General features: G+C 69.6%; 21 protein-coding genes. 14 read left to right on the top strand and 7 right to left on the bottom strand.

Features of this window, described 5'->3' with window-relative positions:
- Positions 1-40: 40 nt before the first annotated feature.
- Positions 41-1,732 (bottom strand): ABC transporter substrate-binding protein, encoded by a 1,692-nt coding sequence (locus KV396_RS11950; RefSeq protein ID WP_247632584.1) that lies wholly within the window; start codon positions 1,730-1,732, stop codon positions 41-43.
- A 260-nt stretch (positions 1,733-1,992) separates the two neighbouring features.
- Here KV396_RS11950 and KV396_RS11945 point away from each other — a divergent pair, with 260 nt between their 5' ends.
- From KV396_RS11945 to KV396_RS11915, 7 genes are read left to right on the top strand one after another with little or no spacing between them, the layout of a single operon-like run.
- A complete protein-coding gene (locus KV396_RS11945; RefSeq protein ID WP_247622973.1) occupies positions 1,993-2,709 on the top strand; it encodes an NUDIX hydrolase in 717 nt (238 codons plus the stop codon).
- Positions 2,706-4,043, top strand: coding sequence for a quinolinate synthase NadA (nadA, locus tag KV396_RS11940; protein WP_247955850.1), 1,338 nt, complete (start codon positions 2,706-2,708; stop codon positions 4,041-4,043). The genes KV396_RS11945 and nadA overlap by 4 nt, the downstream gene beginning before the upstream one ends.
- Positions 4,040-5,512, top strand: a complete 1,473-nt coding sequence (nadB, locus tag KV396_RS11935; protein WP_247955849.1) for an L-aspartate oxidase — start codon at positions 4,040-4,042, stop codon at positions 5,510-5,512. Before nadA ends, nadB begins: the two co-directional genes overlap by 4 nt.
- On the top strand, positions 5,512-6,363 hold the full coding sequence (gene nadC, locus KV396_RS11930; protein ID WP_247955848.1) for a carboxylating nicotinate-nucleotide diphosphorylase: 852 nt from the start codon (positions 5,512-5,514) through the stop codon (positions 6,361-6,363). The genes nadB and nadC overlap by 1 nt, the downstream gene beginning before the upstream one ends.
- Before the next feature lie 5 nt (positions 6,364-6,368).
- Entirely contained in the window at positions 6,369-7,505 is a 1,137-nt protein-coding gene (locus KV396_RS11925) for a cysteine desulfurase family protein (RefSeq protein ID WP_247955847.1), read from the top strand.
- 23 nt (positions 7,506-7,528) lie between these two features.
- Complete coding sequence (locus KV396_RS11920) at positions 7,529-8,476, top strand: glycosyltransferase family 2 protein (RefSeq protein WP_247955846.1); 948 nt, start codon at positions 7,529-7,531, stop codon at positions 8,474-8,476.
- 16 nt (positions 8,477-8,492) lie between these two features.
- The gene (locus KV396_RS11915; protein ID WP_247955845.1) at positions 8,493-9,263 is read left to right on the top strand and encodes an SDR family NAD(P)-dependent oxidoreductase; all 771 of its coding nucleotides are present in this window, start codon (positions 8,493-8,495) and stop codon (positions 9,261-9,263) included.
- A gap of 21 nt (positions 9,264-9,284) precedes the next feature.
- Here KV396_RS11915 and KV396_RS11910 read toward each other — a convergent pair whose 3' ends face one another.
- Complete coding sequence (locus KV396_RS11910; RefSeq protein WP_247957595.1) at positions 9,285-11,354, bottom strand: ABC transporter ATP-binding protein; 2,070 nt, start codon at positions 11,352-11,354, stop codon at positions 9,285-9,287.
- Between the two features lie 166 nt (positions 11,355-11,520).
- Here KV396_RS11910 and KV396_RS11905 point away from each other — a divergent pair, with 166 nt between their 5' ends.
- On the top strand, positions 11,521-12,999 hold the full coding sequence (locus KV396_RS11905) for an MDR family MFS transporter (RefSeq protein ID WP_247622980.1): 1,479 nt from the start codon (positions 11,521-11,523) through the stop codon (positions 12,997-12,999).
- 23 nt (positions 13,000-13,022) lie between these two features.
- Here the strand turns inward: KV396_RS11905 and KV396_RS11900 are convergent, their stop codons facing one another.
- Complete coding sequence (locus KV396_RS11900) at positions 13,023-13,172, bottom strand: hypothetical protein (protein ID WP_247955844.1); 150 nt, start codon at positions 13,170-13,172, stop codon at positions 13,023-13,025.
- 110 nt (positions 13,173-13,282) lie between these two features.
- On the opposite strand from KV396_RS11900, the gene KV396_RS11895 reads away from it, so the two are divergent.
- Entirely contained in the window at positions 13,283-13,888 is a 606-nt protein-coding gene (locus KV396_RS11895; RefSeq protein ID WP_247955843.1) for a carboxymuconolactone decarboxylase family protein, read from the top strand.
- A 22-nt stretch (positions 13,889-13,910) separates the two neighbouring features.
- Positions 13,911-14,501 (top strand): 1-acyl-sn-glycerol-3-phosphate acyltransferase, encoded by a 591-nt coding sequence (locus KV396_RS11890; protein ID WP_247632593.1) that lies wholly within the window; start codon positions 13,911-13,913, stop codon positions 14,499-14,501.
- Between the two features lie 4 nt (positions 14,502-14,505).
- Here KV396_RS11890 and KV396_RS11885 read toward each other — a convergent pair whose 3' ends face one another.
- Positions 14,506-14,712: a hypothetical protein gene (locus KV396_RS11885; protein ID WP_247632594.1), complete on the bottom strand. Its 207-nt coding sequence runs from the start codon at positions 14,710-14,712 to the stop codon at positions 14,506-14,508.
- A 65-nt stretch (positions 14,713-14,777) separates the two neighbouring features.
- On the opposite strand from KV396_RS11885, the gene KV396_RS11880 reads away from it, so the two are divergent.
- Complete coding sequence (locus KV396_RS11880) at positions 14,778-15,290, top strand: DUF6328 family protein (protein WP_247632595.1); 513 nt, start codon at positions 14,778-14,780, stop codon at positions 15,288-15,290.
- Between the two features lie 57 nt (positions 15,291-15,347).
- Here KV396_RS11880 and KV396_RS11875 read toward each other — a convergent pair whose 3' ends face one another.
- Complete coding sequence (locus tag KV396_RS11875; RefSeq protein ID WP_247622986.1) at positions 15,348-15,902, bottom strand: Dps family protein; 555 nt, start codon at positions 15,900-15,902, stop codon at positions 15,348-15,350.
- Positions 15,903-15,992: 90 nt separating this feature from the next.
- Between KV396_RS11875 and KV396_RS11870 the strand changes: the two genes are divergently transcribed.
- From KV396_RS11870 to KV396_RS11860, 3 genes are all read left to right on the top strand, one after another.
- On the top strand, positions 15,993-16,499 hold the full coding sequence (locus KV396_RS11870) for a GNAT family N-acetyltransferase (RefSeq protein WP_407665601.1): 507 nt from the start codon (positions 15,993-15,995) through the stop codon (positions 16,497-16,499).
- Positions 16,500-16,606: 107 nt separating this feature from the next.
- On the top strand, positions 16,607-16,906 hold the full coding sequence (locus tag KV396_RS11865; protein ID WP_247622988.1) for a Fe-S cluster assembly protein HesB: 300 nt from the start codon (positions 16,607-16,609) through the stop codon (positions 16,904-16,906).
- Positions 16,907-17,017: 111 nt separating this feature from the next.
- Positions 17,018-17,362, top strand: a complete 345-nt coding sequence (locus tag KV396_RS11860; RefSeq protein ID WP_247622989.1) for a LysR family transcriptional regulator — start codon at positions 17,018-17,020, stop codon at positions 17,360-17,362.
- 3 nt (positions 17,363-17,365) lie between these two features.
- Here the strand turns inward: KV396_RS11860 and KV396_RS11855 are convergent, their stop codons facing one another.
- Both KV396_RS11855 and KV396_RS11850 read right to left on the bottom strand, forming a co-directional pair.
- Complete coding sequence (locus KV396_RS11855; RefSeq protein ID WP_247955842.1) at positions 17,366-19,030, bottom strand: ABC-F family ATP-binding cassette domain-containing protein; 1,665 nt, start codon at positions 19,028-19,030, stop codon at positions 17,366-17,368.
- A 25-nt stretch (positions 19,031-19,055) separates the two neighbouring features.
- Complete coding sequence (locus KV396_RS11850; RefSeq protein ID WP_247955841.1) at positions 19,056-19,709, bottom strand: alpha/beta fold hydrolase; 654 nt, start codon at positions 19,707-19,709, stop codon at positions 19,056-19,058.
- Between the last annotated feature and the right edge of the window lie 31 nt (positions 19,710-19,740).

Here is a 19,740-nt window from a genome sequence, read left to right as displayed (position 1 = left end):
GTGCGTCTTCCTTGACTTCCTGCTTCCCCGTTGGCGGTGCTTACTCGACCGGCTGCAGATGCGTCAGGACGTAGCCCGCCGCGATCGCGCCCCAGGACGGCGGGAACGCGTACAGGTCGTCCTCCGTCGGCCAGCCCGTGTAGTCCTTCGTGTTGTAGAAGGTCTGGGTGGCGTTGATCACCAGCGGGATGTACGGGAGGTCGCGCACGATCTCGGTCTGGATCGTCGCGTACAGCTCCTTCTTCGTCGCCTCGTCGTTCGTGCTGATCGCGGACTGGATCGCGGCGTCGACGGTCGGGTTGTCGTAGCGGCTGAAGTTCCAGCGCCCGGTGGGGATCTCCTCGCCGACGGGGCCGGTCGAGGCGACGGCGGTGCCGCCGAACCAGTCGCGGTAGATCTGGAACGGATCGGCGACCGAGGTGCCGATCATGCCGCCGACGATGAGCTGGTACTCCCCGCTCTGACGGGTGTCGGAGAACTCCTGCCACTGCACGGTCGAGGCGTTGATCTTGATCCCCGCGGCCTCGGCCTGCTCGGCGATGAGCTTCGCGGCGTCGTTGTAGTCGGTCCATCCGTCGACCGAGGTCAGGCTGAGCTCGACGGGAACGCCGTCCTTCTCGTAGATGCCGTCGGAGCCCTTCGTGTAGCCGGCGGCTTCGAGGATCGATCCGGCCTCGGCCGCGTTGGCCTCCTGCGGGCTGAGCTCGTTCGCGGGGTCGGCGACCCACTTCTCGTCGCGGGGCAGCAGGGCGTAGGTGGGCGAGATCTCGGCGGTCAGGTCGACGAACGCCTTCTCCTTGATGGTGCCGCGATCGATCGCGGCGTTGAGCGCCTGGCGCACGGCGACATCGGTCTGCGGTCCCGTGCAGCCGAGGTCGGCGTTGGAGCAGGTGTAGAGCACCGTCGGGTCCTGCGGCGTGTTGATCCAGTCGATCGCGCCGTTCGCGGTGACGTCATCCGGGTTCGGGATGAACATGCCGGTCCAGTCGAGCTTTCCGGCCGCGAGCAGGTCCTGCGCGGTCTGGTTGTTGTCGACCGCGATGTACTGCACCTTCTTGACACCGAGGTCGGCGGCGTCGCGGAAGTTCTCGTTCGCGACCAGGGTGTACGACTCGCTCGTGGTCTTGTCGACGACGTAGGCGCCGGATCCGACCGGGTCCTCGTTGGCGAAGTTGGCGTAGTCGTCGACGTCCTTCCAGATGTGCTCGGGGAGGATGTACGTCGAGCCGAGCCGCTGGAACTCGGTGGTGTACTGGGCGCTGTCGTAGGTGAGCACGACGGTGGTGTCGTCGGTGGCTTCGGCCGACACCAGCCCGTTGGCCTCGGGACTGTTGGCCTCGTATCCGAACGAGAACGCGACGTCGGCCGCGGTGAGGGGCTCGCCGTCGCTCCACTTGAGGTCGGGCTTGATGGTGACGGTGATCACCGTGCCGTCCTCGTTGTACTCGTAGGTGTCGCCGATGAGGCCGACGGGCTCGGTGTCCGCGGTCTTGTTGAAGAAGAACAGCGGCTCGTAGATGGGGCCGAGCGCACCGTGGAGCACGGTGGGCGCGAAGGGGTTGTAGTTGGCCGTGATCGGGGTCTGGCTGCCCGCCCAGACGCGGAGGGCGCGGTCGCCGTTCGCGTCGGAGTCGCCGCTGCCGCCCGAACCGCAGGCGGTCAGGCCCAGAGCGAGGACGGATGCCCCCGCTACCGCGGTGAGCGCGATCTTGCGCTTGCCATTACGGATCATTCTTGATTCCTCTCGGTGCTGCACTGCAGGAGGGGTGCTCCGGGTGTGGAGCCGATCCTCGGGGGTGGGGATCGTGGCCGTCGTCGGCTGCTCTGCCGAGCGACGGGGTTTGTTAGGACAGTAACCTAACAAACCCCGTCCAGGGGGACAAGAGTTCTCTCCGCCGTCACATAACGTTTCGGACTCGACGCCGCGTAGCGTCATCCACTCGCACTAAGTGTCTCGATGACACTAAGATCGAGACGGAGGTTAAGGTAACTATGACTCGAACTGACGGCATCCGCGTCGCGGGATCCACCGTGATCCTGACGCTGCGCCCGTCGGCACTGGGCACTCCCGCGCTCGCGCTGCCCCTCGTGCGACGCACGCGCGAACCCTTCGCCGACCGCTGGGCACTGCCCGGCGGGTGGATCGCCCCCGACGAATCCCCGATCGACACCGCCGCGCGCACGCTCGCCGAGACCACGGGCCTCACCCCGTCGTATCTCGAGCAGCTGTACGCCTTCGGCGCCGTCGACCGCTCCCCCACGCGCGTGATCTCGATCGTGTACTGGGCGCTTCTGCGTCAGGACGAGGTCCTCGCGCAGAGCGCCGCGCACCGGGCATCCGGGCGCGCGCCCGAGAACGTCGAATGGTTCGACGTCGATGCGCTCCCCGAACTCGCCTTCGATCATGCCGACATCATCGAGTACGCCCTGTGGCGTCTGCGCAGCAAGGTCGGCTACAGCCGCGTGGCGCACGGCTTCCTCCCCTCCGAGTTCACGCTCGCCGACCTGCGCGAGGCCTACGAGGCGATCCTCGGCCGGCAACTCGATCCCGCCAACTTCCGGCGCCAGGTCGAGGCGACCGGCAACCTCATCCCCACCGACCGGTTCCGCACCGGCAGCCACCGTCCCGCCCGCCTGTACCGCGACAACACCGACGTCGAACTGGCCGCCCGCGGCCCCCTCGGTCCCGAAGAAACGAGCATCCGATGAGCATCACCTTCGTCCCCGCACCCGCCGTCCCGCCGCGAGACGGCTCGGTCGATCACGCGATCCAGGCGATCGTCACCGGCGCGTCCGTCGACGAGACCTGTACCACCGACCTCGCCGTCGGCCCCTGGGACTTCGACACCCGCCCCGGGTACGGACCCGGCTCGTCGATGGGCGACGTGATCCCGACGGGAGCTCCGCGTCAGGGAGAGCTCCCCGTCGCCTACCGCGAGGCGGACGAGGCCGAGCTCGATGAGCGCATCCGCGCCGCCAAGCAGACGCTCGGCGACCGCGTGGTCGTGCTCGGGCACTTCTACCAGCGCGAGGAGGTCGTGCGCCACGCCGACTACGTGGGCGACTCCTTCCAGCTCGCGACGGCGGCCAAGGGCCGACCGGATGCCGAGGCGATCGTGTTCTGCGGCGTGCACTTCATGGCCGAGACCGCCGACCTGCTCTCGGGCCCCGACCAGGCCGTGATCCTTCCGAACCTCGCGGCAGGCTGCTCGATGGCCGACATGGCCGACATCGATCAGGTCGAGGAGTGCTGGGAGCAGCTCGAAGACGTGCTCGGCGATCTCGACGCGACCGACGAGGACGGACGCGTGCCGGTCATCCCGGTCACCTACATGAACTCCTCCGCTGCGATCAAGGGATTCGTGGGTCGGCACGGCGGCATCGTCTGCACGTCGTCCAATGCGCAGACCGTGCTCGAGTGGGCGTTCGAGCGCGGACGCCGCGTGCTGTTCTTCCCCGACCAGCACCTCGGCCGCAACACCGCCAAGGCGATGGGAGTGCCGCTCGAGCAGATGCCGATGTGGAACCCGCGCAAGCCCCTCGGCGGGTCGAGCGCCGAGGTCCTCGAGGACTCCCGGGTGATCCTGTGGCACGGCTTCTGCTCGGTGCACCGCCGGTTCACGGTCGGGCAGATCGAGCAGGCGCGCGCCGAGCACCCGGGCGTGCGGGTGATCGTGCATCCGGAGTGCCCGATGGAGGTCGTGGATGCGGCCGACGAGGCGGGATCGACCGATTACATCCGACGCGCGATCGATGGGGCGACCGAACCCACGACGTTCGCGATCGGCACCGAGATCAACCTCGTCAAGCGACTGGCCGCACAGTACCCGCAGCACGAGATCTTCTGCCTCGACCCGGTCGTGTGCCCGTGCTCGACGATGTACCGCATCCACCCCGGCTACCTCGCCTGGGTGCTCGAGGAGCTCGTCGCAGGCCGCACTCCGAACCGGATCACCGTCACGTCCGACGTCGCCGACCCCGCGCGCGTCTCGTTGGAGCGGATGCTCGCCGCGAAGCCGCCGGTGGTTGCGAGCGCGCGATGAACGTCATCGTGGTGGGCTCGGGCGTCGCGGGCCTCACCGCGGCCCTGCACGCGCATGAGGCGGGTCACACCGTCACGGTGGTGACGAAGGGCACGCTCGGCGACGGATGCACGGGGTACGCGCAGGGCGGAGTCGCGGGTGTCTACGGGGCGGGCGACTCGGCTGCCCTGCACGCCGCCGACACGATGACCGCGGGAGCCGGTCTGTCGGACGAGGCGGCGGTCGGAGTGCTCGTCGCGGACGGCGCCGCTCGGATCGCCGAGCTGATCGCCCGCGGAGCAGCCTTCGACCGCTCCCCCGACGGCGCGCTCCTGCTCGGTCGCGAAGCCGCGCACAGCCACGCGCGCATCGTGCACGCGGGCGGCGACGCCACCGGCGCCGAGATCGCCCGTGCCCTCACCGCCGCCGTGCGCGGAACCGGGATGGCGGTCGTCGAGCACGCGTTCCTCGTCGACCTGATCGTCGACGGGGCTGCCGTGCGCGGCATCCGTCTGCTGCGCGACGGGCGGTCGGACGAGTTCGACGCGGATGCCGTCGTGCTCGCGACCGGAGGCGCCGGGCACCTCTACGCGCACACCACGAATCCCGACGGCACGACCGGTGACGGCATCGCCGCCGCCCTGCGCGCGGGCGTGGCGGTCGCGGACCTCGAGTTCGTGCAGTTCCACCCGACGATCCTCGACGCGCAGCCCGCCTTCCTGATCTCCGAGGCCGTCCGGGGCGAGGGGGCGACACTGATCGACGACTCGGGTCGCCGCTTCACGTTCGACAGCCACCCCGACGGTGAACTCGCACCGCGCGATGTCGTGTCGCGGGCCATCGCGCGTCAGGCCGCCCGGCAGGGTTCGCCCGTTCGTCTCGACGCCACGATGCTCGGCGCCCCGACCCTGGCTCGGCGCTTCCCGACGATCGACCGCGTCACCCGCGAGCGCGGCTTCGATTGGGCGCGCGAGCCGATCCCCGTGACGCCGGCGGCGCACTACCTGATGGGCGGGATCGCGACCGATCTCGACGGTCGTACGACCATGCCCGGTCTCTTCGCCGTGGGCGAGGCCGCGCGCACCGGCGTGCACGGCGCGAACCGCCTCGCCTCGAACTCGTTGCTCGAGGGCGCCGTCTTCGGGGCCCGCGCCGCTGCGGCGATCGGAGCGCCCTGGCGTCGGCCGCAGGCGCCGGAGCCGCACGCGATCGTCAAAAACGCGGCGACGCCGATCTCCGCGCCGTTCTCGCGCAACGCCCTCCAGCGACTGATGTGGGACGAGGTGGGGCTACTGCGCACCGACGACGGACTGCGACTCGCGCTCGCGACCATCCGCGCCTGGCGCGCCGCGCTCCCCACCCCGATCGACGTCGCCGCGCACGAGGACGCGAATCTGCTGGTGCTCGCCGAGGCGACGGCATCCGCTGCTCTCCTGCGCACCGCGTCGGTCGGCGCCCACTTCCGCGAACCCGCCCTGATCGGAGTCTGATGCTCACCGCCGCCACCCTCACCCGTGTCGTCGCCGCCGCCCTCGAGGAAGATGCGCCCTGGGGCGACCTGACGAGTGAAGCACTGATCCCCGCCGATGCGACGGCCACCGCGGATCTCGTCGCGCGCGAGCCCGGCGTCTTCAGCGGCGGCACCGTCTTCACCGCCGCCTTCGGCCTCACCGACCCCGATGTGACCGTCGACCTGCACGTCGGTGACGGCGATGCGTTCGAGAACGGCGACGTTCTCGCCTCCGTATCGGGCTCGGCGCGCAGCATCCTCACCGCCGAGCGCGTCGCACTGAACTTCACCCAGCGCATGAGCGGCATCGCGACGGTCACCGCAGAGTACGTCCGAGCGGTCGCGCAGACGCCCGTTCGGATCGCCGACACCCGCAAGACGACACCCGGCCTGCGCGCCTTCGAGCGCCACGCCGTCGCCTGCGGCGGCGGCAGCAACCACCGGTACTCCCTGTCGGATGCCGTGATGGCGAAGGACAACCATCTCGCCGTCCTCACCCGCTCCGGCGTCGATACCGCCACGGCGCTGCGCGCCGCGATCGCGCGCCTTCCGCACACCGCGCACGTCGTGGTCGAGGTGGATCGCCTCGACCAGATCCCCGCCGTGCTCGAGGGAGGGGCGCACACCGTGCTGCTCGACAACTTCACCCTCGACGACCTCCGCGCGGGCGTCGCCATGATTGACAGGCGCGCCACGGTCGAGGCGTCCGGAGGCGTGAATCTCGACACGGTCGCCGCGATCGCCGCGACCGGAGTCGACGTCATCTCGGTCGGTGCTCTCACGCACTCCGCTCGCGCACTCGACCTCGGCCTGGATCTGCGGATCGGCTGACGCGGGTGCTCTACCTCGATCACGCCGCGACCTCGCCGGTGCGCCCGGAGGTTCTCGAGGCGATGCGGCCGTATCTCACGGACGTCTTCGGCAACCCCTCGAGCCACCACACCGTGGGCGAGGCCGCGGCGAGCGCACTCGACGACGCGCGACGTCGTGTCGCCCGGGCGCTCGGCATGCGTACCGCTGACGTGGTATTCACCTCGGGCGGCACCGAGGCGAACAACCTGGCGGTCAAGGGCATCACGCTCGGCGCCCTCGCGAAAAGCAAGCGCCATCTGATCGTCTCGCCGATCGAACACGAGTCGATCCTCGAGTCCGCGGACTTCCTGCGCCGTTTCCACGGCATCGAGGTGTCGCTCCTGCCCGTCGACGGATCCGGAAGGATCGCGGCATCCGACCTGCAGGCGCTCCTGCGCGACGACACGGCGCTCGTGAGCGTCGGCCATGCGAACAACGAGATCGGCACGGTGCAGGATGCCGCGTCGCTCGCCGATCTCGCCCGGGATGCCGGGGTGCCCCTGCATCTCGACGCCGTGCAGTCCGCCGGGTGGCTGCCCCTCGACGGACTAGGTGCGGATGCCGTCTCGATCGCCGGGCACAAGCTCGGTGCCCCGAAGGGAACCGGCGCTCTCGCCGTGCGCGGGCGCGTTCCGCTCGAACCCCTGCTGCACGGCGGCGGGCAGGAGCGCGGGCGTCGGTCGGGAACCGAGAACGTCGCGGGAGCGGTGGCGCTGGCCACGGCTCTCGACCTGGCCGAGGCCGAACGGGTGCATGTCGTCACGCGGGTCGGGCGGGCGACGGCTCGTTTCATCTCCGCAGTCCTGACGGCAGTGCCACGGGCGGCGCTCACGGGAGACCCTGCGCAGCGGCTCCCCGGAACCGCGAGCTTCACGTTCGCCGGCACGAGCGGGGAATCGGTGCTGCTCGAACTCGAGCGACGCGGGGTGGTCTCATCGAGCGGCTCGGCGTGCGCGGCGGGCAGCGACGAGCCCTCCCCCGTCTTGCTGGCGTGCGGAATCGACCCCGCGATCGCGCAGACCTCGGTGCGCTTCACCTTCGGTCGCGGAGCGCTCCCCGACGACGCCCCCGAGCACCTCGCCCGGCTCGTCGCGGAGTCGGTGCGCGCCGTCCTCACCTGACCCCGCGGCCATAGAATCGGGGGGTGAGCGCACCCGACACGATCGTGACGATGATCGTCCCCGGGCGGGACATCGCCGCCTTCGCCCCCGCCGCGATCGACTCGCTGCGCGCGCAGACCGAGCCGCGCTGGCGGGCGATCCTCGTCGACGACGGTTCGACCGACGCTACCGGCGATGTGTTCCGGGCGGCCGCGGCCGACGATCCGCGCTTCCGCCTGCTCCGCCGCGACGAGGCTCACGGTCTCGGTGCCGCGCGGAACGCCGGACTCGAGCTCGTCGACACGCCCCTCCTCGGATTCCTCGATGCCGATGACGAACTCACCCCGACCGCGCTCGCCCGCCTCACCGGCACCCTCGCCGAGAGCGGCAGCGACTTCGTGGCGGGAGCGTACGTGCGCACGCGAACGCAGGGTGACTCCTACGTAGCCGGCCGCGTGCAGCCCTGGGTAGCCACGGCCACGGACCCGCAGCGCCTCGGCACGACGATCCTCGACCACCCGGCCGCGTCGGCGAACATCGTGGCCTGGTCGAAGATCAGCCGCACCGACTTCTGGGGAGACCTGCGCTTCCCCGAAGGAGTCGCCTACGAGGATCAGGTCGTGGCGCAGCTGATGTACACCCGGGCGACCGCCTTCGACGTGATCCCCGATGTGGTCGCGCACTGGCGGGTCCGCGCCGACGGCACCTCGATCACGCAGGGCAAGGCTCGGCTCCCCGTGCTGCTGGACTACCTCGCGGCGTTGCGCGGCGGCATCCGCGTGCTGCAGGACGCCGGAGCGCACGACGCCGTCGCCGCCCGCCTCTCGCTCATCGTCGCGATGGATCTGCCCCCGCTCCACGAGATCGCCCGCACGCACCGCGACCCCGCCTACGCAGCGGCGGTCTCGGAGTTCGTCACCGAGATCGAGGCGCTGCCCGAGTTCGCCCACGCCTCCCCCGACCACTCGCTCACCGCCGCCCTCAGCTGGTGACGCACCCGGAGACCCCATGACCTACCTCGACAGCCTCTTCTCGCTCACCGGACGCACGGCGATCGTCACGGGCGGCAGTTCCGGGATCGGGCGCGGGATAGCGACCGCCCTCGCCGGAGCGGGTGCGTCCACCGTGATCGTCGCCCGCGGCGCCGAGCGCATCGCCGAGACCGTCCACGCGCTGCGCGATGCCGGCGGGACCGCGGAGGGAGTGGTCGGGGACCTCAGCTTCCGCGACGGCATCCGCGCCGCCGCCGAAGACGCGGCACGTCCCTTCGGTGAGCCCGACATCGTCGTGCACTCCGCCGGGATCAACATCCGCCCGCCCTTCGCCGAGATCACGGAGGACGACTGGGACGCGACCATGACCGTCAACGCGCTCGCGCCCTTCCTGCTCGGACAGCGTTTCGCGCCCGGAATGGCGGAGCGCGGCTATGGGCGCCTCATCCACATCAGCTCGCAGCAGGCGCACCGCGCCTTCGCCACGAGCGGCATCTACGGAGCATCCAAGGGTGCCGTGGAGTCCCTCATGCGCTCCGAGGCCGAAGCCTGGGGCGGCACCGGGGTGACGAGCAACACGCTCGTTCCCGGCTTCGTCCTGACACCGCTCAACGCCCGGCTGCAGCAGGATCCGCGGGCTGTCGCGAGTCTCGCCGCGCGCACGATGATCGGGCGGAACGGACTGCCCGAGGACTTCGCGGGTGCTGCGGTCTTCCTCGCCGGCGCGGGCTCGGCCTACGTGACCGGGCACTCGCTCTTCGTCGACGGCGGCCTCTCGGCGCACTGATCACGATCCGGTCGCGGCCGTTCACTCCTGCGGCGGGGAGACCCGATCGTCCGTCGCGGCATCCAGGAGCGGCACGGCGGCCGTCAGCGGGACGGATGCCGTCAGCGTCTCGACCGCGTCTGCCGACACGGAGTCTTCCGGAGCGCGATCGGCCCGGCGGTCGCGCAGTGCGCCGGCCACTCCGCCCGAAACGCTCATCTCGACGGCCGCCTCGGTCGCGAGCACACGGGACGCGGCCACCTGCTGGGCGGCGAGCTCGGCGTAGAGCCCGTCGTGCGCGAGCAGCTCGGCGTGGGTCCCGGACTCGACGATGCGCCCCGCCTCGAGCACGTGGATCACGTCGGCGCCCATCACGGTCGAGAGTCGATGTGCGATCGAGATCGTCGTCCGGCCCTTCGCGGCCTCGTCGAGCGCCTCCTGCACGACGCGCTCCGACACCGTGTCGAGGGCCGACGTCGCCTCGTCGAGCAGCAGGACGGGAGGGTCTTTCAGCAGCACGCGCGCGATGGCGATGCGTTGCTTCTCGCCACCGGACAGACGGTATCCGCGCTCGCCCACCACGGTGTCGTAGCCGTTCTCGAACCCCGAGATGATGTGGTGGATGTTCGCCGCCGTGGTCGCCTCGATCAGCTCCTCCTCGCTCGCGTCGGGCTTGGCGTACAGCAGGTTCTCGCGGATGGTCGCGTGGAAGAGGTAGGTCTCCTGCGACACGATGCCCACGCCGTCGATGATCGACTCCTGCGTGAGCGTGCGCACGTCGGCGCCGGCGAAGAGCACGGCTCCGCCGCGGGCCTCGTACAGGCGCGGAGCGAGGTAGAGCACCGTGGTCTTTCCCGCTCCGGACGGACCGACGAACGCCACGTGCTGGCCGGGCTCCGCGACGAACGAGACCCCGTCGAGGGTGGGCCGGGCGTCATCGGTCGCGTCGGGATAGCGGAAGACGACCTCGCGGAACTCGACGCGCCCTCTCGGCCCCGGAGCATCCGCCACCGAGATCGCATCGGGGGCGTCCTCGATCTCGGGGACCAGGTCGAGGTACTCGAAGATGCGCGCGAACAGGGCCGAAGAGGTCTGCAGATCGAGCGAGACGCGCATCAGGCCCATGAGCGGCTGCAGGAGTCGCGCCTGCACCGTGGTGAAGGCGACGACGGTGCCGGCGGTGATCGCGCCGGTCCCTCCCGCGATGAGGTAGCCCGAGACCAGGTAGATGATCGCGGGAACGCTCGCCATGATGACCTGCACCACCGCGAAGAAGCCCTGGCCGCTCATCGCCCGGCGCACCTGCAGATGCACCTGGTTGCGGTTCTCGGCCTGGTAGCGCTGCGACTCCGCGCGCTGCCGGTTGAACGCCTTCGACAGCAGCATGCCCGACACGCTCAGGGTCTCCTGCGTGATCGAGGTGAGCTCCGACAGGGACTCCTGGGTCTCGCCCGCGATCCGCGCACGCACCTGCCCGACCCGGCGTTGCACGATGATCAGGAACGGCATGAGGATGATCGCGATGAGGGTCAGACGCCAGTCGATCAGGATCATCGCCACGAGCGAGGCGATCACGGTGACCGCATTGCCGAGGATGCTCGTGACGGTGTTCGTCAGCACGCCGGAGACGCCACCGACGTCGTTCTGCAGGCGCGACTGGATCACACCGGTCTTGGTGCGGGTGAAGAACCCCAGCTCCATCGCCTGGAGGTGCTCGAACAGGCGCACCCGCAGATCTCCGGTGACGCTGTTGCCGACGGTCGAGGTGAGCCACGTCTGCGCGACGCCGAGCGCCGCGGACCCGAGGAAGAGCCCCATCATCGCGACCACGAGCCAGACCAGGAGCTCGAGGTGCGGACCGCCGCCGTCGACGGGGAAGAGCGCGTCGTCGAACACGCGCTGCACGATCAGCGGCGGGATCACGGCGATGCCCGCGCCCAGCACGACGAGGATGCCGGTCACGACGATCCGCCACTTGTAGGGGCGGAAGAGCGTCACCACGCGGGCTCCGAGCCCGCTGATGCGCGGAGCCTCGGCGTTCAGCCGGCGCTGCGCATCTTCGTCGACACCGCGGAAGCCCCCGGGATGCCTCCCACCCAATCCGCCGCCCATGCTCATGAGGTCAGCGTAGCCAGCGGTGGGGACATCGGGGTCGCGGCATCCGCCCTCAGCAGATATATCGCCGGCTCGGAATGAAATGTCCGATCCTGTGGTTACGCTGAATGATCCTGGCGCACTCGCGCACCGTTCTCTCTCTTTCCTGTGCCCTGGAGGCCGTATGTCTGCCGTCGACACCGGGTCGATCCCGACCACCGCTCCCGCCGACGGGACGATCGCGCGTTCCGACATGCGGGTGATCTGGCTGCTCCTGGTCGCCGCGTTCGTGGCGATCCTCAACGAGACCACCATGGGGATCGCGATCCCCCACCTCAACACCGACCTCGGCATCCCGCCCGAGCTCGGTCAGTGGCTCACCAGCGCCTTCATGCTCACCATGGCCGTCGTGATCCCGACGACCGGGTTCATCCTGCAGCGCTTCACGACTCGTCAGGTGTTCATCGCCGCGATGATCTCGTTCTCGCTCGGCACCCTGGTGTCGCTGATCGCCCCCGGTTTCGCCGTGCTGCTCGTCGGCCGCGTGATCCAGGCCGTCGGCACGGGAATCATGATGCCGCTGCTCATGACGACGATCATGAACGTCGTGCCCCCGCAGTCGCGCGGGCGCATGATGGGTCGCGTCGGCATGGTGATCTCCCTCGCTCCCGCGACGGGCCCCGTGCTCGCGGGCGCCGTGCTCGAGGTGTTCAACTGGCGCGCGCTGTTCGCGATCATCCTTCCGATCGCCCTGATCGCCCTCGCCATGGGCATCCGCTGGATGACGAACCTCGGCGAGACGCGCCGTATGCCCCTCGACGTGGTCTCCATCCCGCTCGCCGCTCTCGGCTTCGGCGGAATCGTGTTCGGCATCAGCCAGCTCGGCGGCGAGGGCGCCGGAGCCGGCGCGACAACGGGCGTCATCGCGCTCGTCGTGGGCGTCGTCTCGCTCGGGCTGTTCGTCTGGCGTCAGCTCGTGCTCCAGCGCGTCGACGACGCGCTGCTCGACCTGCGCGTCTTCCGTTCGACGAACTTCACCTTCTCGGTGATCATCATGTCGATCCTCGCGCTGTCGATGTTCGGAACGCTCACGCTGCTCCCGCAGTACCTGCAGAACGTCGTCGGACTCGAGTCCTTCTCCGCGGGCCTCATCCTGCTCCCCGGTTCGGTGCTGATGGGTCTGCTCGGCCCGATCATGGGTCGCGTGTACGACGCGCGCGGCACGCGCCCGCTGCTGATCCCCGGCACGATCCTGGTCTCTGCCGCGCTGTTCTTCTACTCGACCGTCAGCGAGCACACCGAGTGGTGGGTGCTGGTGATCGTGCAGGCCGTGATGTCGGTCGGCCTCGCGATGTCGTTCACGCCTCTGTTCTCGGCATCGCTCGGTTCACTGCAGCGTTCGCTCTACTCGCACGGCTCGGCCGTGCTCAACACCATGCAGCAGGTGGCGGGGGCTGCCGGTGTCGCCGTGCTGCTCGTCACCTACTCCGCGATCCTGCACTCAGGTGAAGAGCAGGGTCTCTCGACCGCACTGGCCGGTGCACCGGGCGCGCGCATGGCGTTCCTGATCGCGGCCATCATCTCGCTCGCGGCCGTGGCGCTGAGCCCGTTCGTCCGGAAGCCGGCCGACGACGCCGGCGGAGAGTTCCACGGCGGACACTGACGCCGCATGGCGGCGTCTGGCGCTTATCCCGTCTTCTTCGGAGCGGGGAAGTGGCAGACGCCGCCGCTGCAGACGCCCGCGGCTTCCCCGTCAAGAAGGTTGAGGGTTCCGGGCAGAGGGGCCAGCCCGAGGGCGGCGTCCTGCTCGGTGGTGTCTCCCTGCTGATCGGTCATCCCTCGATCGTACGCCTGTCCTGAGGCAGCGGCGTCGATCCGGGTGTTGCGTCGCGCCCGCGCGGCGTAACGTTCGCTGTGGACACGAGAGCCGAGGCGAAGGAGCAGCGATGATCATCACTCCCCCGGATGCGGCATCCGTGGTGGGGCACGCCGCCGAGATGTACGCCGACGACATCGCCGAAGACGGATTCGTCTACGTCCACACCCAGGCGATGGCGATCAATCCCGAGGCGCACGCCGCCTTCGAAGAGCTGATACGGGCCGTCGTGCCGTCGATCGGCGTGCGGGTCTACGAGGCTGCGACCCTCGGCGCCGCACGCGCGATCGGTTCGACGCACTGTCTGCTGGCGCACGGTCGACGCGCTCTCGCCGTCGGGGTGCTCGACGAGGCCGGCCTGGCGGCGTTCACGGCTCACGACGATCGCGGATTCGGCCCGGCCGAGCGGGCGGTCGTGCGCTATTCGGCCCGCCTGTCGACCACACCCCGGGAGATGACGGATGCGGATTCGCAGGAGCTGCGCGATCTCGGGTTCACCGATCGGCAGATCGTCGACATCACGCTCGCGGCGTCTCTGCGCAACTACTTCAGTCGCGCGCTGCAGGCGCTCGCAGTGCCCGTCGACGCCGTGCCGGGGCTTCCCCCGGGTACGGCGGCCGCTCTCATCCGCCTCGCCGGCGACTCCGAGGAATCCTCGTCGCCAGCGGACGGATAGCCGCTCCCCCTACGGTGGAGAGATGATCACGCGTTCGATAGCCCGCCTCTTCTGGGCCCTCAGCCGTTGGACGCTCGTCGGGCACGACGCCGTCCCCACGCGGCCCACGATCCTCATCGGAGCACCGCACACCTCGAACTGGGACTTCGTCCTCATGCTCGCGATCGCCTGGCGGCTCGGGATCGACGTGCACTGGCTCGGCAAGAAGAGCCTCTTCCGCGGCTGGAAAGGCCCGATCATGCGACGACTCGGCGGTGTCCCCGTCGATCGCGAGAACCCGGGGCGGGTCGTGTCCGACGTCGTCGGCCAGGTGCATGCGGGCGAGGTCTTCGGTCTCGTCATCACCCCGGACGGCACGCGCGGGGGCAACGACTTCTGGAAGTCGGGTTTCTACCGCATCGCGACCGAGACCGGGATGCCGCTGACACTCGGTTTCGTCGACCGAACGACCATGACGACGGGGCTCGGTCCGACGATCGAGGTCACCGGCGACGTGCGCTCCGACATGGACCGCATCCGCGCCTTCTACGCTGACAAGGCGGGCGTGCGCCCCGAACGCCGCACCGAACCGCGCCTGCGCGAGGAGCAGCCGACCGATACGCCCATCGGCTGAGGAATCACTCCCCGGATGCCTCGACCTCGGCGCGCGCATAGTCGAGGTCCTCGTCCGACAGCGTCTCCTGCATGCCGACCACCGCACCGGTGATCTCGCGGATCTCCTCGCGCACGGCGTCGGTGAGGTGAGGGAGGTCACCGTCGAGGAGGGTGCGTCGCGCGTCGATCGAGAGCTGCGGCCACCAGTCGCGGATCGGTGGAAGAGTCATGCGGTCATTCTCCCCTCCGGTCAAGCGTCTGGACAGGCATCCGACCCAGTCGACAGACTGAGTCCATGAGTGCTAAGTCCGAGTTCGACGACCGTGCCGACGGTCGCGACGAGACCCCCAACGAGCGGGCCGATCGCAACTGGGACGAGTTGCTGCAGGAACTGCGGGTGATGCAGACCGGCACGCAGATCCTCACGGGATTCCTGCTCGCCGTCGCCTTCCAGCCGCGCTTCACCGACATGGACGAGCTGCAGCGCGATCTGTACGTCGTGCTGGTGGCACTGGCCGCGATCGCCACGATCCTCGCCCTCGCGCCGGTGGGGATGCACCGCGCTTTCTTCGGCCGACGGCGCAAACCCGAACTCGTGCACATCGCCGCGCGCATCGTGAAGATCGATCTCCTCGTCATCGGAGCGCTGACGATCGGGGTGACCACTCTCATCGTCGACTTCACTGTGAATCGCACCGCGGGTCTCATCGCCCTCGTCGCCGCGGTCGTCGCGGTCGGTGCCCTGTGGGTCGTTCTCCCGCGCATCATCCGCAACTCGGTGCGGCCGGGCGACAGCCCGAAGGACTGACCCGACCGCACCCCGACGCGCCGCTCCCCTGACGCGCGGCCGTGCGGATCGCTCCCTTCAGCGCCCCGCCGGCTCTCGGTTCTCCGCACTCACCATCCACGCGAACTGCTCGAGGCGTTCGATGATGGCGTGGAGAAGATCTGCGGAGGTCGGGTCCTCGTCGTCGACGGCATCGTGCACATCGCGCAGCGTGCCGACCGTGGCCTCGAGGCGCTCGGTGATGAGGTCGACCGTCTCGGTGGTCGACACCTCTCCCGCCGGGAACTCCGGGAGCGAGGTCGCTGCGGCGATCGTGGCGCTCCGGCCGTCCGGCACGGCGTGCAGTGCACGCATGCGCTCGGCGATCGTGTCGCTGAATGCTCGGGCGTCGTCGATGATCTCGTCGAGCTGGCGGTGCATGTCGCGGAAGTTCCGACCGACGACGTTCCAGTGCGCCTGCTTCCCCTGCAGGGAGAGTTCGAGCAGATCGACGAGCACGGCCTGCAGATTCGCCGCCAGCGTCGACGAGGCGGTGAAGCCCTTCTCCGCGTTCTGGGTGCGCGTCGTCTTCGCGCCGCGCTTACTCGTGCCGGTCTTCTTCGCGGCCGACGTGGACGTGGTCTTGCTTGCCATTTTCTGACCTCCTGAAGGCGAACGTATCGTTCACCATCCGCCTTTCCGAGGGGGTTGACACCCCGGCACGGCAACACCGAACGTAGGCAGGTGACCGCACGAGAGAAGACATCGCAGAATCATCCGCACGAGGGCCCGACCCTCGAGATCTCCCCTCTTCGGCAGGAGGACGCCGGTGAAGTGCTCACGATTCAGCGCGCCGCGTTCGTCTCGGAGGCGCAGATCTACGGCAGCGCCGACATGCCGCCGCTGACGCAGACCCTCGACGAAATGCGCGCGGAACTCGCCGCGGGCGAGGGTTTCGCCGCCCGTCTCGACGGTCGGGTGGTCGGTGCGATCCGGTTCCGAGACGGCACCGACCTCCTCCTGATCGGACGGATCGCGATCGCCCCCGATATGCAGGGGGAGGGAATCGGACGGGCGCTCCTGGAAGCAGCCGAGCAGGCATCGGCGGCCCCGGAGGCCGAACTGTTCACCGGCAGCCTGAGCGAGGCGAACATCCGCCTGTACGAGGCGTGCGGCTACGTGGAGAGCGAGAGGATCCCCGACGGGGACGGGACCGAGCAGGTGTTCCTGCGAAAGCTGTTGCCCAGGTGAGAGGTTCCTCCGAACCGGCGCGTCGAGGTTGAAAGCGCGTCCCCGTTTCGGCATCGTGGCCCGGACACGTCGCGACCGCGGCGTGCCCCAACCGGAAGGAGAGTCTCGTGCTCACCCTCACCGATAACGCCTCCGCCATCGTCACCACCCTCGTGAGCCGCCAGAGCGAAGCTCCGGATGCCGGCCTCCGCATCCACTCCACCGAGGCCCAGGGCCCCAGCGGCGAGTCCCGCCTGGCCGTGCTGGTGACGACCGATCCCGAGCCGCAGGACCAGGTGGTCGAGATCTCGGGAACGCGTCTGTTCCTCGATGAGACCGCCGCCGTCGCCCTCGACGACAAGATCCTCGACGCGGGCGTCGACGATGAGGGGGCCGTGTCGTTCGCGGTCCTGCCCCAGGTCGCCTGACCCACAGACTTCGGATGCCGCGGCTCACCAGAGCCGCGGCATCCGCTGTGTCCGGCCGATCCCGTAGGTTGGGAGCAGAGCCGCGATCGCCGCGGACCCGAAGGCACCACCATGAAGATCGCCCTCCTGCGCCGTTACGTCGTCCTCGCCGAGACGCTCCACTTCCCGCGTGCCGCGGAATCGCTCGGCATCCCCCTCGCCTCGCTCTACACGTCGCTCGACAAACTCGAGGAAGAGGTCGGGCACGCGCTGATCAATCGCGAGGGCACGCCGCGACTCACCCACGTCGGCGAACTCTTCCTCGTCGAGGCGCAGGCCGCCGTCGCTGCTGCGCCCCCGCCCGCCCCGAAGAACGTCGCCCCGGCGGGCGGCAAGGCCAAGGCGTCGAAGGGCAAAGGCAGAGCCCCGATCGTGAAGGGCCAGCCCAAGCCCTATAAGAAGCGTCAGGGGCGCTGACGCTCAGAGTTCGGCGACGTACCCGTCGGTGACGTTCCAGCGCCGGTTCGTCTCGACGGCGTCGAGCATCCGCCGATCGTGCGTGACGAGCAGCAGCGTGCCCGTGTACGACTCGAGGGCCTGTTCGAGCTGCTCGATCGCCGGCAGATCCAGGTGGTTCGTCGGCTCGTCGAGCACGAGCAGGTTCACACCGCGTGCCTGCAGCAGCGCGAGCGCCGCGCGGGTGCGCTCCCCCGGAGACAGCCCATCGACCGGCCGAGTGACGTGGTCGGCCTTGAGCCCGAACTTGGCGAGCAGCGTGCGCACGTCGGCCGACGCCATCTCGGGCACGAGCAGTTCGAAGGCATCCGCGAGCGCCGCGTCGCCGACGAGGAGGGAGCGCGCCTGGTCGATCTCGCCGATCTGCACGCTGCTGCCGAGGCTCGCGCTCCCCTCGTCGGGGCTGCGCGTGCCGAGAAGGGTTCGCAGAAGCGTCGACTTTCCCGCACCGTTCAGACCCGTGATCCCGATGCGGTCGCCCGCGTCGACCTGGAGCGTCACCGGTCCGAGCGTGAAGGCCCCCTGTCGCACGACCACCCCGTTCAGCGTCGACACGACGGTGCTGGAGCGCGGTGCGGACCCGATCGTGAACTCGAGCTTCCACTCCTTACGGGGCTCCTCGACCTCGTCGAGGCGCGCGATGCGGCTCTCCATCTGGCGCACCTTCTGAGCCTGCTTCTCGCTCGACTCCATAGACGCCTTGCGCTTGATCTTGTCGTTGTCGGGAGACTTCTTCATGGCGTTGCGCACGCCCTGGCTCGACCACTCGCGCTGCGTCCGCGCCCGGGCGACCAGATCGGCCTTCTTCTCGGCGAACTCGTCGTACTGCTCGCGCAGATGTCGCTTGACCGTCGCGCGCTCCTCGATGAACGCGTCGTACCCGCCGCCGTAGAGGCGGTTGGTCCCCTGCGCGAGGTCGAGCTCGAGCACCTTCGTCACGCTGCGCGCCAAGAACTCGCGGTCGTGGCTGACCAGCACCACGCCGCCGCGGAGACCTCGCACGAACGCCTCCAACCGATCCAGGCCGTCGAGATCGAGGTCGTTCGTGGGCTCGTCGAGCAGCACGACGTCGAACCTCGAGAGCAGCAGCGCCGCCAGACCGACCCGCGCCGCCTGGCCGCCAGAGAGCGCCGTCATCATCGATTCGGGGGTCAGCGCGCCGCCGCTCGACGACCCGAGATCGGCCAGCACCGCCGGCAGACGTTCGTCGAGGTCGGCCGCCCCGCTCGCGAGCCAACGGTCGAGAGCGGTCGAATAGGCATCGGCCGGGTCGACACCGGGGGCCGCGAGCGAGGGATCGCCGAGAGCCTCGGCCGCGGCATCCATCTGTCTCGTCGCTTCGGCACAGCCCGTGCGACGCGCGATGTACTCCGCGACGGTCTCGCCCGCGATGCGCTCGTGCTCCTGCGGCAGCCACCCGACGAAGGCGTCGGCCGGCGCGAGCGCGACGCTCCCCTCGATCGGAGCATCCGCCCCCGCGAGCAGGCGCAGGAGGGTGGACTTGCCGGCGCCGTTCGCGCCCACCACGCCGATGACGTCGCCGGGAGCGACCGTCAGGTCGACACCCTCGAAGAGGACGCGGTGGCCGTACCCACCGGAGAGGTTCTGGGCGACGAGGGTGGCGGTCATCAGACCATCCTCTCAGCCCGAGAGGTCAGTCCCAGTCGAGGTAGTCCTCGATCGCCCAGGAGGTCGCCCCCATGTGGGTGAACGGGAAGAGGTATCCGCCGCCGTCGACGCCCACGACGCTGACGCGGTCGGGGGCTACGGCCTGCAGCTTCTCGCCGTTGACGACCGGAGCGATCGGGTCGTCGGTGCCCTGCACCACGAGCACCGGGAGTCCCTCGGCGAGCGGAGCGGGGGTCTCCCACGCGGCGGCCTGCAGCGCGTCGACCTCGGCGTCGCGGGCCGGGGCGGGGATCGCGGCGAGCGCCTCGGCCGAAGGGCCGGTCTCGTCCACGCCGAGCAGGAGCACGCCGTTGACGCGATCGTGGTGGTCGAGAGCGACGACGCGTGCCACCGCACCGCCGAAGGCGTGACCTCCGACCCAGGCATCCGAGATCGAGAGGTGCGACATGACGTCGACGACGTCCTGCGCGAGGTCGTGCATCGCGACCGCGGCATCCGAGGGGCGACGCGAGCCGATGCTCACGACCCGGAAGTCCTCCTCCGACACGGAGTGCGACAGCAGCTCGAGGTAAGTGACATTCAGACCGTGCCCGGCGATCAGGATCAGTGCGGGGCCCTCACCCTCTGCGGTGAAGGGGATCGCGCGTCCTGCGGGTTCGAAGATCTGAATGTCAGCCATAGTGCGGCAGTCTCCTTTTGTGAGGTGGGCC

The organism is Microbacterium galbinum, from assembly GCF_023101185.1.
GTDB classification, from domain to species: domain Bacteria; phylum Actinomycetota; class Actinomycetes; order Actinomycetales; family Microbacteriaceae; genus Microbacterium; species Microbacterium galbinum.
Note: the sequence above shows the minus strand (reverse complement) of the source record. Positions and strands in the feature narration are given on the sequence as shown.

What these genes read in the sequence shown, in the direction of transcription:
- KV396_RS11910 (WP_247957595.1), bottom strand. Translation starts at nt 11,354, where the DNA reads ATGGGCGGCGGATTGGGTGGGAGGCATCCCGGGGGCTTCCGCGGTGTC.
- KV396_RS11905 (WP_247622980.1), top strand. Translation starts at nt 11,521, where the DNA reads ATGTCTGCCGTCGACACCGGGTCGATCCCGACCACCGCTCCCGCCGAC.
- nadB (WP_247955849.1), top strand. Translation starts at nt 4,040, where the DNA reads ATGAACGTCATCGTGGTGGGCTCGGGCGTCGCGGGCCTCACCGCGGCC.
- KV396_RS11860 (WP_247622989.1), top strand. Translation starts at nt 17,018, where the DNA reads ATGAAGATCGCCCTCCTGCGCCGTTACGTCGTCCTCGCCGAGACGCTC.
- nadA (WP_247955850.1), top strand. Translation starts at nt 2,706, where the DNA reads ATGAGCATCACCTTCGTCCCCGCACCCGCCGTCCCGCCGCGAGACGGC.
- KV396_RS11900 (WP_247955844.1), bottom strand. Translation starts at nt 13,172, where the DNA reads ATGACCGATCAGCAGGGAGACACCACCGAGCAGGACGCCGCCCTCGGG.
- KV396_RS11945 (WP_247622973.1), top strand. Translation starts at nt 1,993, where the DNA reads ATGACTCGAACTGACGGCATCCGCGTCGCGGGATCCACCGTGATCCTG.
- KV396_RS11855 (WP_247955842.1), bottom strand. Translation starts at nt 19,030, where the DNA reads ATGACCGCCACCCTCGTCGCCCAGAACCTCTCCGGTGGGTACGGCCAC.
- nadC (WP_247955848.1), top strand. Translation starts at nt 5,512, where the DNA reads ATGCTCACCGCCGCCACCCTCACCCGTGTCGTCGCCGCCGCCCTCGAG.
- KV396_RS11950 (WP_247632584.1), bottom strand. Translation starts at nt 1,732, where the DNA reads ATGATCCGTAATGGCAAGCGCAAGATCGCGCTCACCGCGGTAGCGGGG.
- KV396_RS11895 (WP_247955843.1), top strand. Translation starts at nt 13,283, where the DNA reads ATGATCATCACTCCCCCGGATGCGGCATCCGTGGTGGGGCACGCCGCC.
- KV396_RS11890 (WP_247632593.1), top strand. Translation starts at nt 13,911, where the DNA reads ATGATCACGCGTTCGATAGCCCGCCTCTTCTGGGCCCTCAGCCGTTGG.
- KV396_RS11880 (WP_247632595.1), top strand. Translation starts at nt 14,778, where the DNA reads ATGAGTGCTAAGTCCGAGTTCGACGACCGTGCCGACGGTCGCGACGAG.
- KV396_RS11885 (WP_247632594.1), bottom strand. Translation starts at nt 14,712, where the DNA reads ATGACTCTTCCACCGATCCGCGACTGGTGGCCGCAGCTCTCGATCGAC.
- KV396_RS11875 (WP_247622986.1), bottom strand. Translation starts at nt 15,902, where the DNA reads ATGGCAAGCAAGACCACGTCCACGTCGGCCGCGAAGAAGACCGGCACG.
- KV396_RS11915 (WP_247955845.1), top strand. Translation starts at nt 8,493, where the DNA reads ATGACCTACCTCGACAGCCTCTTCTCGCTCACCGGACGCACGGCGATC.
- KV396_RS11850 (WP_247955841.1), bottom strand. Translation starts at nt 19,709, where the DNA reads ATGGCTGACATTCAGATCTTCGAACCCGCAGGACGCGCGATCCCCTTC.